This is a genomic window from Ciceribacter lividus, from assembly GCF_003337715.1.
Taxonomy (GTDB): Bacteria; Pseudomonadota; Alphaproteobacteria; order Rhizobiales; family Rhizobiaceae; genus Allorhizobium; species Allorhizobium lividum.
In genome coordinates this window covers 184351-201061 of record NZ_QPIX01000010.1, presented here as the reverse complement: position 1 = coordinate 201061, position 16711 = coordinate 184351, and the positions used below count along the sequence as shown (strand labels likewise).

General features: G+C 65.9%; 14 protein-coding genes. 5 read left to right on the top strand and 9 right to left on the bottom strand.

Annotated elements, in window-relative coordinates; all coding sequences use genetic code 11:
- From DFR48_RS17815 to DFR48_RS17795, 5 genes are all read right to left on the bottom strand, one after another.
- A partial coding sequence (locus DFR48_RS17815) for a hypothetical protein (RefSeq protein WP_147273555.1) occupies nucleotides 1–614 on the bottom strand: 614 nt, incomplete at its 3' end.
- 448 nt (nucleotides 615–1062) lie between these two features.
- Entirely contained in the window at nucleotides 1063–1665 is a 603-nt protein-coding gene (locus DFR48_RS17810) for a superoxide dismutase (RefSeq protein WP_114364553.1), read from the bottom strand.
- 219 nt (nucleotides 1666–1884) lie between these two features.
- Nucleotides 1885–2229: a YkgJ family cysteine cluster protein gene (locus DFR48_RS17805; RefSeq protein ID WP_114364552.1), complete on the bottom strand. Its 345-nt coding sequence runs from the start codon at nucleotides 2227–2229 to the stop codon at nucleotides 1885–1887.
- 280 nt (nucleotides 2230–2509) lie between these two features.
- Nucleotides 2510–3637 (bottom strand): NAD(P)/FAD-dependent oxidoreductase, encoded by a 1128-nt coding sequence (locus DFR48_RS17800; protein WP_114364571.1) that lies wholly within the window; start codon nucleotides 3635–3637, stop codon nucleotides 2510–2512.
- Nucleotides 3638–4157: 520 nt separating this feature from the next.
- Entirely contained in the window at nucleotides 4158–5042 is an 885-nt protein-coding gene (locus tag DFR48_RS17795; RefSeq protein ID WP_114364551.1) for a branched-chain amino acid aminotransferase, read from the bottom strand.
- Between the two features lie 148 nt (nucleotides 5043–5190).
- Between DFR48_RS17795 and DFR48_RS17790 the strand changes: the two genes are divergently transcribed.
- Nucleotides 5191–6231, top strand: coding sequence for a zinc-dependent alcohol dehydrogenase family protein (locus DFR48_RS17790; protein ID WP_114364550.1), 1041 nt, complete (start codon nucleotides 5191–5193; stop codon nucleotides 6229–6231).
- A 448-nt stretch (nucleotides 6232–6679) separates the two neighbouring features.
- A complete protein-coding gene (locus tag DFR48_RS17785; RefSeq protein WP_245415643.1) occupies nucleotides 6680–7024 on the top strand; it encodes an endonuclease domain-containing protein in 345 nt (114 codons plus the stop codon).
- Between the two features lie 218 nt (nucleotides 7025–7242).
- Here DFR48_RS17785 and DFR48_RS17780 read toward each other — a convergent pair whose 3' ends face one another.
- The 3 genes from DFR48_RS17780 to xylF form a co-directional block, all read right to left on the bottom strand.
- Nucleotides 7243–8028, bottom strand: coding sequence for an ATP-binding cassette domain-containing protein (locus tag DFR48_RS17780; protein WP_114364549.1), 786 nt, complete (start codon nucleotides 8026–8028; stop codon nucleotides 7243–7245).
- Between the two features lie 15 nt (nucleotides 8029–8043).
- Nucleotides 8044–9357, bottom strand: coding sequence for a sugar ABC transporter permease (locus DFR48_RS17775; RefSeq protein WP_114364548.1), 1314 nt, complete (start codon nucleotides 9355–9357; stop codon nucleotides 8044–8046).
- Nucleotides 9358–9591: 234 nt separating this feature from the next.
- Complete coding sequence (gene xylF, locus DFR48_RS17770; protein WP_114364547.1) at nucleotides 9592–10629, bottom strand: D-xylose ABC transporter substrate-binding protein; 1038 nt, start codon at nucleotides 10627–10629, stop codon at nucleotides 9592–9594.
- A gap of 244 nt (nucleotides 10630–10873) precedes the next feature.
- Here xylF and DFR48_RS17765 point away from each other — a divergent pair, with 244 nt between their 5' ends.
- From DFR48_RS17765 to tam, 3 genes are all read left to right on the top strand, one after another.
- Nucleotides 10874–12100 carry an ROK family transcriptional regulator gene (locus DFR48_RS17765; RefSeq protein ID WP_114364546.1) on the top strand — a complete coding sequence of 409 codons (1227 nt, stop codon included), beginning with the start codon at nucleotides 10874–10876 and terminating at the stop codon, nucleotides 12098–12100.
- Between the two features lie 158 nt (nucleotides 12101–12258).
- Nucleotides 12259–12909, top strand: a complete 651-nt coding sequence (locus DFR48_RS17760; protein WP_114364545.1) for a haloacid dehalogenase type II — start codon at nucleotides 12259–12261, stop codon at nucleotides 12907–12909.
- Nucleotides 12910–12911: 2 nt separating this feature from the next.
- Nucleotides 12912–13682: a trans-aconitate 2-methyltransferase gene (tam, locus tag DFR48_RS17755; protein ID WP_114364544.1), complete on the top strand. Its 771-nt coding sequence runs from the start codon at nucleotides 12912–12914 to the stop codon at nucleotides 13680–13682.
- Nucleotides 13683–13917: 235 nt separating this feature from the next.
- Here the strand turns inward: tam and DFR48_RS17750 are convergent, their stop codons facing one another.
- Nucleotides 13918–16710 carry an EAL domain-containing protein gene (locus DFR48_RS17750; RefSeq protein ID WP_114364543.1) on the bottom strand — a complete coding sequence of 931 codons (2793 nt, stop codon included), beginning with the start codon at nucleotides 16708–16710 and terminating at the stop codon, nucleotides 13918–13920.
- Nucleotide 16711 lies beyond the last annotated feature (1 nt).

Below are 16711 nucleotides of genomic sequence, written 5' to 3'. Positions count from 1 at the left end.
CGTTGCGGATCAAGGATGGAAGCGATCAGCTCGAGAATGTGCGACGCGCTCTTCGACCGGATGTCAGCCGTCGCCGTCGTGCTGAATGCGACCGAGCGCGCGTAACCAAACAACAAATCAAGGCCCGGGGTTTCCGGTGCCAGATTCACCATCGGAGCCTCCTCGAACCGCGGCATCAGAAGCGACAGACGTGCATGAGGAACGAGCACGCATGCCGATGTCCCCGGTGCTGCGTGGACATAGCGATAACCTCGCGCCTTCGACAGGACGGTGGCACCTCCCGGCCGTACGAAGAAGCTCTCATCGGCGGACTCCACATGGAGCCCGGTCTCGGTTGTCAGCAGGCATACGTCATCGCAACCATCGACCAGGAATGGTCGGGTTCGTGCCATTTCGAACGTACTGGCGTTGGCCAGGCCGTAATTCACACAGCCGATGCTCGCTGCGGCGCTCTCGAAATAGATCGGTAAATCCTGATTTACCGGCGAAAAATCCATCCGGCTCAACTCTCTGCCGACCCAATCCCGCAGAGCTTCAACCCTTCTTCTTGCAGGCAGGTCACGAGAGGAGACACGCAACAACGGAGCAGCTTTTCCCACGATACCATTGCTCATTCGATTACCCGTTTGCGCGGTCGCGCCGGCGTTCCTTCTCGATCAATCCCCGGCGGTCCGCCCACCGCTCGGGATAACTTTGTCTCTGCCGTTGCAAGCAGAACGCCAGAACCGAACATGGCATAGAGAGTGTCTTCGGACCGATCCGGCACCCAACCTCGCCTCGCAGCTCGTCCATCCGCCATTAGCAAAGTTACACTGCAAATATTACTTTTAGAGAGGCGTCATTTTATGTTTATGTTATAAAAAACACCTATTTTTTGTTCCTTTGTTCACCCGCATTACCAATTCCGCACTGCCTTTGCAAGCCGACAGCGGTTCATTGCTTTGCAGCCCGGCGGTACGCCCTCCCCTGATAACACCGAGAATCGCGGATACCGCCGCAGCCAAAGAAAAACCCGGCGCCTTGCGGCACCGGGTTTCAGAAATTCCAGCAAAGGGCCGGAGTTTACTTCGTCGCGGCTTCGTAGCGCTCCAGGACGTAGTCCCAGTTGATCAGGTTGTCGACGAAGGCTTCGAGGTACTTCGGGCGCAGGTTGCGGTAGTCGATGTAGTAGGAGTGTTCCCAGACGTCGACGCCTAGGATCGGGGTCGCGCCGTGGACGAGCGGGTTTTCGCCGTTCGGCGTCTTGGAGATTTCGAGCTTGCCGTCCTTGACCGAAACCCAGGCCCAGCCGGAGCCGAACTGGGTGGTGCCGGCGGCGATGAAATCGGCCTTGAACTTGTCGTAGCCGCCGAGGTCGGAGGCGATCGCGCTTTCGAGCTTGCCCGGCAGCTTGTTGCCGCCGCCGCCCTTCTTCATCCACTTCCAGAAGTGGACGTGGTTATAGTGCTGGGCGGAGTTGTTGAAGAGGCCCTGATTGGTGCCGAAGGACTTCTTGACGACGTCCTCGAGCGAGAGATCAGCCATGCCGGCGTCGGCGGCGAGCTTGTTGCCGTTGTCGACATAGGCCTTGTGGTGCTTGTCGTGGTGATATTCGAGCGTTTCCGCCGACATGTAGGGGGCAAGCGAATCGTAGGCGTAGGGAAGTTCGGGCAATTCGAAAGCCATGGTGATATCTCCTCTTGGCAACAGAGTGCGGAAAATCGGTCGACCGGGAACATAGGAGCGGAAGCCCCCGGAGGCAACCTGCGAAAGATCAAATTGTCGCGGGTGGCGGCAAAGTCTTTCCGGCGCGCAAGCCGCCGGAGGAATGGAAATCCTCGTCCGCCGAAGGACCGCATCTTCTTGAAAAAACAAGACGGAAGCAGGTCGGCGGCAGCGTCCGGCTCAGCCTGCGCGGTAGACCTCCGGCGCCGGCAGGCCGGCGAGGTCGAAGCCCTTTTCCGCCCGCGCCATACGGCACTCGGCATCGCCCGGCATGCAGTCGCGGCAGACGATCGGGCGGACGGCATAGACGGCGCAGCCGACATGCTTGCCGAGCTCGCCGGTGAGCGCCGCACAACGGCCCTCCGCAAAGCGCATGCCGGAGAGATCCTCGGCGATGAGCTTCTCCGGGATCAGCGCAAGCGCCTCGTCGCTCTCCAGCGAGAAGCGCGGCCAGTCGGCCGAGTGGGCACAGCACGCCCCGCAGGTCTGGCAATCGAAGATATCGGGCGGCGAGGTCTCGAGCATGGCCCTTCCCTAAGCAGATGCGGCGCGGAAATCCAGCGCTTTCGGACGGGACGGTGACTGTATGGTGCGCCCCTCCACCTTTACCCCTCACCCTGACCTGCCGGGGCAGAGCCGCGGGCCGCTGGTCTATCTCCCCCCTTGTGGGGGAGATGCCCGGCAGGGCAGAGGGGGGCATCACTGCAAACGCCGAGATCGGGGATTCACCCTCCTCTGTCGGCTGCGCCGACATCTCCCCCTCGAGGGGGGAGATCGGGCAGGCACCGTCGAACGTCGCCCCCTCCTACCGGTAAGCCCTCAGATAATGCCGTTCGAAGGCGCGTTTCAGCCAGTGGAAGACCCTGAGCTGCGGCGTGACGAAGCCGCGGGTCGTGCTGCGATAGACGAGGATGCCGCTGTCGAGCGTGTCGACGATGCAGACGAGCTCCGGCTTGAAGTCGGTCTGCGGCGGACGGCCCTTCAGGACCGCCGCGATGTTGGCGGCGGCGGCCTTCGCCTGCAGGTCGGCCTGGTGCGCCTGTTTCGGCATCCAGTCCGGCCCCTTGAAGCTGCCGCTGTCGCCGACCACCCAGACGCCCGGCCTGCCCGCGACGCGGCACTTCTCGTCGGCCTCGATCATGCCGCCCGGCGAGAGCGGCAGGTCGGTCTCGGAAAGCCAGGCGGGACCGGTCAAGCCCGGCATGAAGAGAGTGAGGTCGGCCGGAAACTCGCCGCCTTCCGTCACCACGCGATCGGCTTCGAGGCGCACCATCTTGTGGCCGAGGCGGGTCTCGATGCCGCGGCGGGCCATCTCGGCAAGCAGCCCGTCGACCGCCTTGTCGCCGAGGCGTTGTCCGGGCCGTGCCGCCGGGCTGAAGAAGACGAGCTTGAAACGGTCGCGCCGGCCCTGACGGCGCAGCAGCGTGTCGATGATGAAGAGGAACTCGAACATCGGTCCGCCGCGCACGGCGGACTGCTCGTTGGGATTGGCGGCAAAACCGACCGCGATCGTGCCGCCGGAGAGGCCCTCGAGCCGGCGGGCGATCTCCTCGCCGACGGCAATCCCCTCGCAGGGGACGAGCGCGTGCTCGATGCCCGGAAGCTTGCGGATGAAGCGGCCGCCGGTCGCGATCACCAGCTGGTCGTTCGAAAATTCGCCGGCATCGGTCAGCACCTTGCGACCGCCCTCGGCAAGGCCGGTCACCGAGGCCTTCACATGGCGCACCCGGTGGCGGGCGAAGAAGTTGCTGAGCGGGATCTTGAGCGCGCTGCCCTTGCGCAGGCCGGCCGGCAGCCAGATCGAGCTCGGCAGGTAGTGCAACTCGTCACGCGGCGAGATCACCGTGATCTCGTCCTCGACGCCCCGGCGCCGCAGTTCACGGATGGTGGTGAGCGCTCCGAAACCGGAGCCGAGAACGGTGATATGGGCCACAGCAATCTCCAAAAAAACGTTTCTTCATATATATGAAGATTTATCTATTCTGGAAAGAGACGCTTCGCCACAGGTGGCCGGGCGGAATGCATCGCCTCCGTCATGCCGGACCTGATCCGGCATCCAGCCGGCGAGCGTCGGCGAGCCGAAAGAACGCATTTCGACGAGGGCGAAGACGTCTCCCCGCGCGATGGACATCGCGCGACTGGATGCCGGGTCGAGCCCGGCATGACGGCGGTTGGGAGGGGTGCCCGCTCTCCTTTGCCCTTTCCCCGCGTGCGGAGAGAGGAAACGGCCGGCGCGGCGGCAGTCACGGGTCGATCTCCCCCCTTGTGGGGGTTGAGGAGCGGCCGGCGAAGCCGGGCAATCGATCCAGTGAATCGATTTCAGCGACGAACGCCCGGCAGGGCAGAGGGGGCATCGCTGCAAACGTCGAGATTGGGGATTCACCCCCCCCCTCTGTCGGCTACGCTGATATCTCCCCACAAGGGGGGAGATCAATTCGTGGCCGGCCCGGCCCTCAGGCGGCAGTCTTCCGGCCGTAGGCCCAGTCCATGTAGAGCTCGAGCGCCTTGCGGGCGACCGGCCCTTCCTGCAGTTCGCGATCGTCGAGGCGGTTGACCGGCGCGACCTTGGAATAGTTGCCGGTGGTGAAGATCTCGTCGGCTCCCATGAAATCCTCGACCGAGAGCGTCGCCTCGCGCACCTCATGGCCCGCCTCGCACAGGAGGCCGATCACCCGGGCGCGGGTGATGCCGGCGAGGAAGGTGCGGTTGGCGGCCGGCGTGAAGACCACGCCGTCCTTCACCATGAAGACGTTCGAGGAGGCAGTCTCGGCGATATTGCCGTTCATGTCGCGCACCAGCGCGTTGTCGAAGCCGCGGGCGCGCGCCTCGACGATCATGCGGCCGGAATTCGGGTAGAGGCTGCCGGTCTTGGCGTCGGTCATGGCGCATTCCGGGGTCGGCCGGCGATAGGGCGAGAGCGTCAGCGAATGCGGTTTTGCGGTGTGCATCGGCGCCTCGAAGAGGCAGAGCGCAAAGCGGGTCGAGGCCGGATCGGGGGCGACGACGGAGCCGGGCATGCCATGTTCGGCCCAGTACATCGGCTTGATGTAGATCGCCGTCTTGCCGTCGAACTTCTTCACCCCTTCGAGCGCCAGCCGCTCGATCTCCTCGGCCGGCACCGTCGCCGCCATGCCCATGTTCACGGCCGAGCGGTTGACGCGCTCACAGTGGCGGTCGAGGTCGGGTGCGATGCCGTCGAACCAGCGCGCGCCGTCGAACACCGTCGAACCGAGCCACATGGCATGGGACACCGGCCCGATCAGCGGCGGGTTGCCGGCGATCCATTCACCGTCGACGAAGGTCCATGTGGGCGTGCGGGCGGAAGTATCGACAGCCATCGGCTTCTCCTCGTTTCGTATCTGCGGCTCGTTCCGATTTATCCGGAAAAAGCAGAATTGGGGTGAATGGGTACATCAAAAATAGTCATGCCTCCACCTCCTCGTCTTGCGATAGATTGCGCGCCAAAATTCGCATAGGAGCCGACCGATGAGAGCCATGTATTACGAAGCCTTCGAAAAGACGCCGGAGATTCGGGTGCTTCCCGACCCGACGCCGACGGAGAACGGCGTCGTCATCAAGGTCGAGGCGTCCGGGCTCTGCCGCAGCGACTGGCACGGCTGGATGGGCCACGACCCCGACATCCGCCTGCCGCACGTGCCGGGCCACGAGCTCGCGGGAACGATCGCCGCGACCGGCCGCGGGGTGATGCGCTACAAGGTCGGCGACCGGGTGACCGTGCCCTTCGTGTCCGGCTGCGGCCATTGCGGCGAATGCCGCTCCGGCAACCAGCAGGTCTGCGAGGCGCAGTTCCAGCCGGGCTTCACCCACTGGGGCTCGTTTGCCGAATACGTGGCGATCGACTTCGCCGACCAGAACCTCGTCCACCTGCCGGAAGAGATGGATTTCGCGACCGCCGCCAGCCTCGGCTGCCGCTTTGCGACCTCCTTCCGCGCGGTCGCCGACCAGGCGCGCGTAAAGGGCGGCGAATGGGTGGCGGTGCACGGCTGCGGCGGCGTCGGTCTCTCCGCGATCATGATCGCCGCGGCCCTCGGCGCCCATCCGATCGCGATCGACATATCGGCGGAGAAGCTCGCCTTCGCCCGCAAGCTCGGCGCGGTCGCCGCGATCAACGCACGCGAGACCGACGATGTGGCCGGTGCGGTGCGCGAGATCACGCAAGGCGGCGCGCATGTCTCGATCGATGCCCTCGGCTCGCCGGTCACCTGCTTCAACTCGATCAAGAACCTGCGCCGCCGCGGCCGCCACGTACAGGTCGGCCTGATGCTCGGCGAACATGCGACGCCTGAGATCCCGATGGCGCAGGTGATCGGCCACGAACTCGAAATCTACGGCAGCCACGGCATGCAGGCCTGGCGCTACGACGCGATGCTTTCGATGACGGCTGCCGGCAAGCTCGATCCCAAGCAGTTGATCGGCCGCGAGATTTCGCTGGAAGAGGCCGTGCCGGCACTCGTCGCCATGGACCGCGCGACCGACCTCGGCATCAGCGTGATCACGCGGTTCTGAGGGGGCTTTGCCCCGATTTCCCGGAGAGTAGAGGGAATACGCCGCAAGCGCCGATTCCCGAGGCTCACCCCCCTCTGTCACTTCGTGACATCTCCCCCTCAAGGGGGGAGATCGATCCCTCAGAGCTGGCTTCCCTTTTCGGACCTGATGCAGACGTTCAGACGATGAGCCGAAAACCCCAATCCGCGATCGAAGCTCCCCCGAAATGGACGTCGCCCGGCCGGCTCATCCTCGATTTGACTTGAGGATGGGCATAGCGGCTGAAGGGGACGCACCGATCTCCCCCCTTGAGGGGGAGATGTCGGCGGAGCCGACAGAGGGGGGTGTCGTTGCACTGAAAGCAATCTATGATTGAATACTGCCTCAACGCGCAGATGGAGTGCTCAAGGTGCCGCATTTCGACGTCCCCTCCTCCAACCGGCGAAATGCCCGGCGGATGCGGCGGCAGATGACGGACGCGGAACTGCGTTTCTGGAACGCCGTCAGGGCACATCGGCTGGACAGGCTCGGCTTCCGGCGGCAGTTGCCGATCTCCGGCTATATCGCCGATTTCGCCTGTCCAGCCCTCCGCCTCGTCATCGAGATCGACGGAGCCGGGCACACCGAGGACCGGATGATCCGCAAGGATGCCGAACGCGATCGTCGGCTGCGTGAGCTCGACTGGAGCGTGCTGCGGCTCTCCAACGAGGATGTCGAGCGTCGTCTCGACGAGGTTCGCACCCACATCCTGCGGATCGCCGCCGACCGCCGAAACGCGCTACGCCAGGACACACCCCCCTCTGTCACTTCGTGACATCTCCCCCTCAAGGGGGGAGATCGGTGCCTCACGGCTGGTATGCCTCTCTTGAGGGGGAGATGCCCGGCAGGGCAGAGGGAGTGCGCGAAGGAAATTACTCCAAAAAAACGAAGACACCGGTCTTCCCGAAACGGGAAAACCGGTGCTGCGGCTCTCCCCGAAACGGGGAGCGCGGCGAGGCGGGGCGCCCCTCGGCCCCGGCCCCGAATGCGGCGTCAGGCCGTCTGCATGGCGCCCGGACCGGGGATTGCGGCCGGCGGGCACTTGCCGAGGATGATCATGCCGAGCACCTCGTCCTTGGTGACGTCGGCGGTGCGGGCTTCCCCCACCACCTTGCCGTTCTTCATCACAAAGACGCGGTCGGCGAGATCGAAGACATCGTGGATGTCGTGGCTGATGAGGAAGATGCCGAGGCCCTCCCGCTTCAACTGCTGGATCAGCTCGCCGACCTGGGCGGTCTCCTGCGGCCCGAGGGCGGCCGTCGGCTCGTCCATGATCAGGATGCGGGCGTCGAAGAGGATCGCGCGCGCAATCGCCACCGATTGCCGCTGGCCGCCGGAGAGCGCCTTCACCGGCTCCTTGAAGCGACGGAAGTTGGGATTGAGGCGTCCCATCACCTCGCGGGCCTTCGCCTCCATCGCCACGTCGTCGAGCGTGCCCCAGGGGGTCCTGAGCTCGCGGCCGAGATAGAGGTTGGCGGCGGCGTCGACATTGTCGGCGACGGCGAGCGTCTGGTAGATCGTCTCGATGCCGTATTTCTTGGCGTCGCGCGGATTGTCGATGTCGGCCGGCTTGCCGTCGATCAGGATCTCGCCGGCGTCGCGCCGGTAGGCGCCGGAGAGGATCTTGATGAGCGTCGACTTGCCGGCGCCGTTGTGGCCGAGAAGCGCCACGACCTCGCCGGGGTACAAATCGACCGAGGCGTCCTCGACCGCGTGGATGCCGCCGAACGAGATGGAAACATTCTTCATTTCCACCAGCGGAGTGCGTTTGTCTGACATGAGCGTACTCCTTACTTACTTGGCGCGGGCGCGATAGACGGTGTCGAGCCAGACGGCAACGACGAGGACCACACCGACGACGATGCGCTGGAACGGGCTGTCGATGCCGAGGAGCACCATGCCGGATTGCAGCGACTGCATGACCAGAGCGCCGATCATGGCGCCGGCGATCGTGCCGACGCCGCCGGCGAGCGAGGTGCCGCCGATGACCGCCGCGGCGATGGTGTAGAGCTCGTCGAGCTCGCCCTGCGCATTGGTCGCGGCATTGAGGCGAGCGGTCGAGATCGCCGCGGCGATGGCGCAGAGAATGCCCATCAGCGTGAAGATCCTGACGGTCACCCAGCGGGTCTTGATGCCGGCGAGTTCGGCGGCCTCCGGATTGCCGCCGATCGCAAAGACGTAGCGGCCGAAGCGCAGGCGCGTCGAGATGAAGGTCATGACGATGCCGACGATGACGGCGATCAGCACCGGAATGGCGATGCCGTGCGAGATCAGAAGGCCGCCCTCCGGCCAGGCGATGCCGTTGGCATCGGCATATTTGCGGGCGATGTTGGTCGGCCAGTAGTAGTGGTTGGCGATCGCGACGGCGCCGAGCACCAGTACGCAGCCGAGCACCGAGAGGAAATATTCGGCCCAGACCGGGCGCAGCGGGAAGCCGAAGCGCTTGCGCTGCTTGCGGGAATTCAGGATGGCGCCGACGATCGCGAGGCATGCGACGAGACCGACGATCCAGCTCGCCGTGGCACCGATCGAGCCTTCGGTGCCGCCGCCCATCAGGCGGAAGGTGGCATCCATCGGCGCAACCGTCTGGCCGGAGGTGACGAACCAGGTGGCACCGCGCCACACGAGCAGGCCGCCGAGCGTGACGATGAAGGCGGGCACGTTCAAAAAGGCGATGATCGCGCCGTGAAGTGCGCCGATGGCGGCACCGACGACCATGCCCGAGGCGAGCGTCAGTATCCAGATCGCCGGGTGTTCGAGGCCGAGATATTGCGGCAGGATCTTCGCCTGCATGACCCCCATGATCATGCCGCAGAAGCCGAGCACGGAGCCGACCGAAAGGTCGATGTTGCGGGTGACGATGATCAGCACCATGCCGCTCGCCATGACGGCGACCGAGGAGGTCTGCACCGTCAGGTTCCACAGGTTGCGCGGCTTCAGGAACAGGCCGTCGGTCATGAGCTGGAAACCGAGCCAGATGAGCACGAGCGCGCCGACCATGCCGAGAAGACGGGTGTCGATCTCGGTTGCCCGGAAGAAGCGCTTCACCGCGCTCTCGTTGGCGTTTCGCGCGGGATTACTCTGGGTAGCATGTGTGATGTCGGCCATGTACGTGCCTTCTCCCCACTTGTTCTTTAAGAGCCGCCGTCCTTGCGGCCGGGGGCCGGAGCGTGATGCGGCTGGTCTGATGATACGGTCCGGATCGCGTCTGCCCTACTCCCCCGAGCGGCCGACCGAGCGACTACGGACGCCATTGTCCGCCTCGCACCGACCTTGTGCAAGCGCCGCAACGAGGTGCGTCGCGGCGCTTGCGAAGGTTCGGATCACACCGCGCGCGGGTGCTTACTTGCAGGCGGCGACGTCGCCCTTGACGCCCTGGCAGGCTTCGTCCTTGGAAATCCAGCCGGCGTCGATGACGACGTTCAGGTTGTCCTTGGTGATCGGAAGCGGAGCGAGGAAAACCGACTGCATGGCGACGCCCTTCGGGCCGCCGTTGAAGGAGGTCACGCCTTCGATCTCGGTCATCTTCTTGCCGCCGGCGAGTTCGACGGCGATTTCGGCGGCGCGCTTGCCGAGGTCACGGCTGTCCTTCCAGACGGAAACGGTCTGGGTGCCGAGCGCGACGCGGTTGAGGGCAGCCTTGTCGGCGTCCTGGCCGGAGACCGGAACGGAACCGGCGAGGCCCTGGGCGTCGAGGGCGGCGACCGCACCACCGGCGGTGCCGTCGTTCGAGGCGACGACCGCGTCGACCTTGTTGTCGTTGGCGGTCAGGAACTGCTCCATGTTCTTCTGGGCGATTTCCGGCTTCCAGCCGTCGGTATAGGCTTCACCGACGTTCTTGATCTTGCCGGCGTCCATCGCCTCCTTCAGCACTTCCATCTGGCCGGCGAACAGGAAGTCCGCGTTCGGGTCGGAGGACGAGCCCTTGATGAAGACGTAGTTGCCTTCCGGCTTCACCTTGAACACTTCGCGGGCCTGCATGCGGCCGACTTCCTTGTTGTCGAAGGTGATGTAGAAGGCATCCGGGTTTTCGATCAGGCGGTCGTAGCCGACGACCGGGATGCCTTCGGCAACGGCCTTCTCGATTGCCGGGCCGATGGCGTCGGAATCCTGGGCGAGAACGATGAGCGCGTTGGCGCCCTGCGAGATCAGGCTTTCGATGTCGGTGAGCTGCTTGGCGGCGGACGACTGGGCGTCAGCGGAAATGTACTTGTCGCCGGACGCTTCGAGCGCGGCCTTGATCGCGGCCTCGTCGGTCTTCCAGCGCTCTTCCTGGAAGTTCGACCAGGAAACGCCGACCACCAGATCCTTGGCGGCGGCGGCGGAATGCATGGATACGATGACGGCAGCGCATGCCATCAGCTTCGAAATGGACTTCATGTAAGCCTCCCTGTTGGATGCAGGCCGGCGGTGGAACTCCCTCCCCCCCTCTCAGCCCGGCGGAAATCACTGTCTCGTTTTCCCGTCTCACCGGTTTTTCTCGACAGTCGAGAAAATAACTGGCAGAAGATTCTCCAGCTGTCAACAGGCCCCGTCCGGCAAGGGTGAGGGCTTGCCAAGGAGCCGGCCGGATGCTTTGGGAGGAGCATGTGCTGCAGACGACCGACATGACCGGAAAGCCTCCATGCTGACGAAATCCAGCACCGAAATGGTGCGTCAGCAGAACAGCGTGCTCGTCCTGTCATCGCTCCGGCGTCACGGGCCGCTCGCCCATACCGACATTGCCGCCGCGACCGGGCTTGCCTCCGCAACCGTCTCGGCGATCACCGCCGATCTCGAGCGGACCGGCGCGCTCGAACGCCACGAACAATCCGTCTCTGGCGGGCGCGGCCGGCCGCGGGTTCTCTTCGCCCGAAGGCGCGACCACCGCTACCTGATTGCGGTGCGGATCTCCTCCGACACGCTGCAATACTCGCTCGCCGACTATACCGGCACGCTGATCGACCGCTTCGACGAACCGCGCGACGAGGCCGGCTCCTCGTCCACCCAGTTCGTCGCCGCCTTCCGCGAGGCGCTGCTCAGGCTCATGCGCCGCTCCGGCCTCGATCCCGAACGGATCGCGGCGATCTCGATCAGCAGCAAGGGCCTCGTCGACCCGGACGGATCGCGGCTCCTCTGGTCGCCGGTCTTCGGCTACGAGGAGATCGATTTCGCCGCCGCACTTTCGCTGCCGCCCGCGACGCGGGTCAGGCTCAACAACGAGACGTTGCTGGTCGCGCAGGCGCTCGCACGGCGGGCCGACCGCGATGACGGCGATGGCTTCCGCTCGCTCGCCGCACTTTCGCTCGGCCACTCGATCGGGCTCGGCATCGCCCGGCGGGGTACGAGCGGCGAAATCGAGGTGAGCGCGCCGAATTTCGGGCACATGCTGAACGCCGCCGACGGCAAGCTCTGCCGCTGCGGCTCGCGCGGCTGCATCGAGGCATCGGCCGGCTTCTACGGCATCCTAAGGACTGCCTTCGAAGTGCCGCCCGACACCATCCCGGCGAAATTCGTCCCGCTCGCCGAGATGGACAAGATCGCGCTTCGGGCACGCCAGGGCCACCGCATGTCGGAATACGCCTTCCGCCAGGCGGGGCTCGCGATCGGCCAGGGGCTTTCGCGCATGCTGAGCCTCTTCGGCGACATGCCGGTGGCGATCGCCGGCCACGGCACGCGCTACATGGATCTCCTGTCGCGCGGGATCGAGGAAGGGCTGCAGCAATCGCTGCACGCGCGCATCTACGGCACGCCGAAAATCACCGTCGTCGCCGACGAGGCGACCCTCGTCTTCGAGGGCCATGTCGAACGGGCGCTCGCCGAGATCGACCACGACATCGCCCTCGCCCGCGCCGAAGAGGCGACGGCCTGAGCGTGCGGACCGATGGAGCGGCGATTGCTGCCTTTCGCCGCCTTGCCGCGACCTGTATCCGGACGTAAGACTTGCCACACGGAATGATCGTCGCATTCCTGCGATTCCCGCCGCGAGATGCCGCCGGCGGAGGCGGCGACGTCACGGAAGGAGGACCCATGTCCACGGCAGCCTATGTCTTCGATGCCTACGGCACCCTGTTCGACGTGCATGCCGCGGTGCGCCGCCATGCCGAGCGGGCCGGGCCGGACTACCAGGTCTTCTCCGAGATGTGGCGGGCGAAGCAGCTCGAATATTCCTGGGTGCGCACGCTGATGGGCGCCTACCGCGATTTCTGGAGCCTGACGGAAGAGGCGCTCGACTATACGTTCGAGCGCTTTCCCGGCGTCGACCGGAAGCTCCGGGCAGACCTGCTCGCCGCCTACTGGACGCTCGACTGCTATCCGGAAGTGCCGGCGGTGCTGAAGGACATCAAGGCACGCGGCGCGAAGGTGGCGATCCTCTCCAACGGCTCGCCGCTGATGCTCGCCGCGGCGGTGAAGAACGCCGCGCTTGAAACGGTGATCGACGACGTCTTTTCCGTCGATGCGCTCGGGCTCTACAAGACCGCGCCCGCCGTCTACGAGATCGTCACCACCACCTACCGGCTCTATCCGGACGCAGTCTCCTTCCAGTCGTCGAACCGCTGGGATGCCGCCGGCGCCAAGAAGTTCGGCTTCCGTACCGTCTGGCTGAACCGCAGCCGGATGCCCGACGAGTACCGGGATTTTCCGCCCGATCTCATCCTGCCCTCGCTCGAAAGCCTCTGACGATGGCGTGGTCGGCGGAACAATACCTGAAATTCGAGGACGAGCGGACGCGGCCCGCACGTGACCTGCTGGCGCACGTGCCGCTTGCGCAGGCGAAACGCGCCTACGACCTCGGCTGCGGGCCGGGGAACTCGACCGAGCTCATCGTCGGGCGCTTCGGCAGCCAAGCCGTCACCGGGCTCGACAGCGACGCCGACATGCTCGCGAAGGCCCGCGCGCGCCTGCCGGAAACGCCCTTCGTCGCTGCCGATCTCTCGACCTGGGAGCCGCCGCACGACGTCGACCTCTTCTATGCCAATGCCGTGCTGCAATGGCTGCCAGGCCATCTGGCACTGATGGAGCGGCTGATAGCGCATCTGGCACCGGGCGGCGTGCTTGCCGTGCAGATGCCCGACAATCTCGACGAGCCCTCGCACCGCGCGATGGAGGCGACGGGGGCCGCCGGTCCCTGGCGCGAACTCTTCGCCGAGGGGCGCATCCGCCGCACGCCCCTTCCCCCGCCCGCTGCCTATTACGACCGGCTGTCGCGCCATGCCCGCCGGGTCGACGTGTGGCACACGGATTACTACCATCCGATGGAGAGTGCGCAGGCGATCGTCGAATGGGTGAAGGGCACCGGGCTTCGCCCCTATCTCGACGCGGCCGGCGCGGAGCATCGCGACGCCTTCCTCGACGATTACACCGCCCGCATCGAGCGGGCCTATCCGCCAATGGCGGACGGACGGCGGTTGTTGCGCTTTCCGCGGCTCTTCATCGTTGCCGTAAAGGGGTGAGGAAGATTCAGAATGCCGACAGACCGCTGGCCAAGCTTTTCGGCAATCTGCGGCAGACACTACGGTCCGTCATGCCGGCCTCCGAGCCGGCATCCAGTGCGATCAAGGACTTGATCGCAAAAGGACTCTTTCGCGGCGCGGACGCGCCGTTGCTGGCCCCGGATCAGGTCCGGGGTGACGGAGGATGTGGAGCCGCATCAAATAGGACGAGCCTTGTCAGAGAGCGCGGAAAACCTCACGCCCGCTTGCGTTCCGGGGCTCGGGCGGCGGCGCGGAGGATCTCCTCACCCGGCTGCGGCTTGCCGAAATAATAGCCCTGCCCTTCCTCGCAGCCCATGGCGGCGAGGATCTGCCACTCCGCCTCGCCTTCGATCCCTTCGCAGACCACGCGCGCGCCGAGGCCGGCGGCAAGCGACTTGACGGCGCTAACGATCGTCAGGCTGGCGCTATCGCTCGCGATCTTGCGGACGAAGGACTGGTCGATCTTGATGAAATCGAGCGGGAAGCGGGCGAGATAGCCGAGCGAGGAATAGCCGGTGCCGAAATCGTCGAGCGCGATCTTCACCCCGAGGGCGCGCAGGGCGGCAAGCTGGCCGAGGATGTCGTCGGAAACGTCGAGGAAGGCCGATTCGGTGATTTCGAGGTGCAGCCGTTCGGGAGAAAGGCCGCTTTCGGCGAGCGCCTTCCTGACGACCGCGACCATGTCGGTGCGGATGAACTGCAGCGGCGAGACGTTGACCGAGACGCTCAGGTTCTCCGCCCAGGTGATCGCCTGCCGGCAGGCCTCCTCGACCACAAAGGCACCGAGTTCGCAGATGAATCCGCTCGCTTCGGCGATCTCGATGAACTCGAAGGGCGGGACGACGCCGTATTCGGGATGACGCCAGCGCACCAGCGCCTCGGCGCCGGTGAGACGACCGTCCGCAAGCACCACCTGCGGCTGGTAGAGGAGGAAGAACTGGCCGGCGGCGAGCGCGCCCTTCATTTCCGCCTCCAATGCGCGGGCGCGGATCTGGCGGCGCGCCTCGTCGGAATCGTGGAGGCTGTAGCCGGAGCCGGCGCTCTTGCGGGCGTGGTCGAGCGCCGCTTCCGCCCCGGCGACGAGGCCTACCGGATCGCGGCCCTCGCCCGAGGTGCAGATGCCGATGCGGGCGCCGATCTCCGCCAGCGAGGGACCGAGGGTGAAGGCGCGCGACAGAAGGCCGATCAGGTGCTCGGCGAATTCGGCCGGCGGCATGGCAAGGGCTGCGGCCGGAACGGCGACCGAGAAGCCGTCGCCTTCGCTTCGGGCGATCAGCGCGCCGCGTGGCGCATTCTCCCTGAGCCGCGCCACCACCGCCTTCAGGAGGTCGTCGCCGGTCGAGCGGCCGAGAACCATGTTGATCGCGGCGAAACGGTGGAGGTTGATCGCAAAGACCGCCCAGTCGTCGCAAGCGGCGGCGTCCATGCGGCGGACGAGCTCGTCACGGCGGAGCGCACCGGTCAGCTCGTCATACTGCGAGAGCGCCTTCAGCTTCTCCGCGTAGGCGCGCTTGGCGGTCACGTCGCGGACGGTGACGCAGGCGACGAAGGGACGCTCGGCCGGTTCGCCCGCCTCTTCCGCCGTTTCGAGGAGCGAGACGGCGACATGGCCTTCGAGATAGCGGCTGGCGCCGGCCTCCCGCAGTTCCAGGTCGAAGCCGACGGGGGCAGAGCCCGCCTCACCCTTCTCGCGCAGCGCCCTTTCGAGCGCCGCCTGCATCGGCAGCGGCGCATTGGCCGCGAAATCGGAAATGAGGGCCCGATAAAGGCCGGGACCGAAGATCGTCTCGGCGGAACGGCTGACCTCGACGAGGCGGCCCTCATGGTCGAGGACGACGACACCGTCGACGCTGTCGTCGATCACCCGGCGCAGAAGCGTCTGCGAATTGCGGCTCTCGACCTGCGCGAGCGCGGCAAGCCAGTTGCCGATGTCGACGTGCTCGATCAGGTAGAGCAGCAGGCCGGTCGCCAGCACGAGCTGGATGCCCGCGGTCGGCAGGACGAACGAATAACGTGCCTGCAGGAAGAAGGCCGCGGCCTCCACGCCGGCCGCCGTCAGCCCGAGAAGCGGCAGCAGCAGCCGGCCGGAAAGCGGTCGCCCGGAGCGGATCGACAGAACGAGGAGGCCGGCGATGGCGAGCCCATAGGGCATCGGATCGAGCGGAACCGGCACGCGATCCTGCGAGAGCGTCTCGGCACCGAGGATATGCAGCATGGGGCCGCCGAGCAGGCCGTAGACGGGAACGGCGAAGACGTCCTTCAGCTCCGCCGCATAGGCACCGACGACCACCGAACGGCCGGCAAGCGCCTCCGCCGGCACCCGGCCGGAAAGCAGATCGGAAACGGAAAAGACCGGCACGCTCGCCGGCGAGATCGAGAAATCGATGCCGAAATTTCCGACCCGGGGCTCGGGCTCCCCGGCAAGCAGGGCAGCGACCGACTGCACCACCTGCCCGTCGAGCGCCACGCCATGGGGCAGGCCGCGCACGACGCCGTCGGGATCGGCAGCGACATTGGCGGCGGCAAGCCAGGCGTTCGCCTCGAATTCGGGAAGCGGCCGCGAGACCACCGTCTCCGGCGCGCCGCCGGCCGCGGAGCGGTATTGCACGAAGGCCGGGAGCGCAACACCGCCACCGGCATCGGCGAGCGCCTTCGCAAGGCGGTCGTCGGACGCGGCGGTGGAGCGGGCGCTGAAATCGATGTCGAGAAAGATGTCGGCGGCGCCGGCCGCGACCAGCCGGTCGATGACTTCGGCATGGACGTCACGCGGCCAGGGCCAGACGCCGATTTGATCGAGACTCACCTTGTCGATGGCGACGAAGACGAACTTGCCGCCCGCCGCCCGCGGCGCCGCGGCCGCCCGCCATTCGGTGAGGAAGAGATCGACGCCCTTCAGGACGCCGAGCGGAGGCAGCGCCAGCGGCATGACGAGGAGAAGGAGCGCGGTGAGCACGCTATAGGTGCCCGCCCGTCCCATTCTCCGTATCAGCTTGCGCACTGCGTCCATG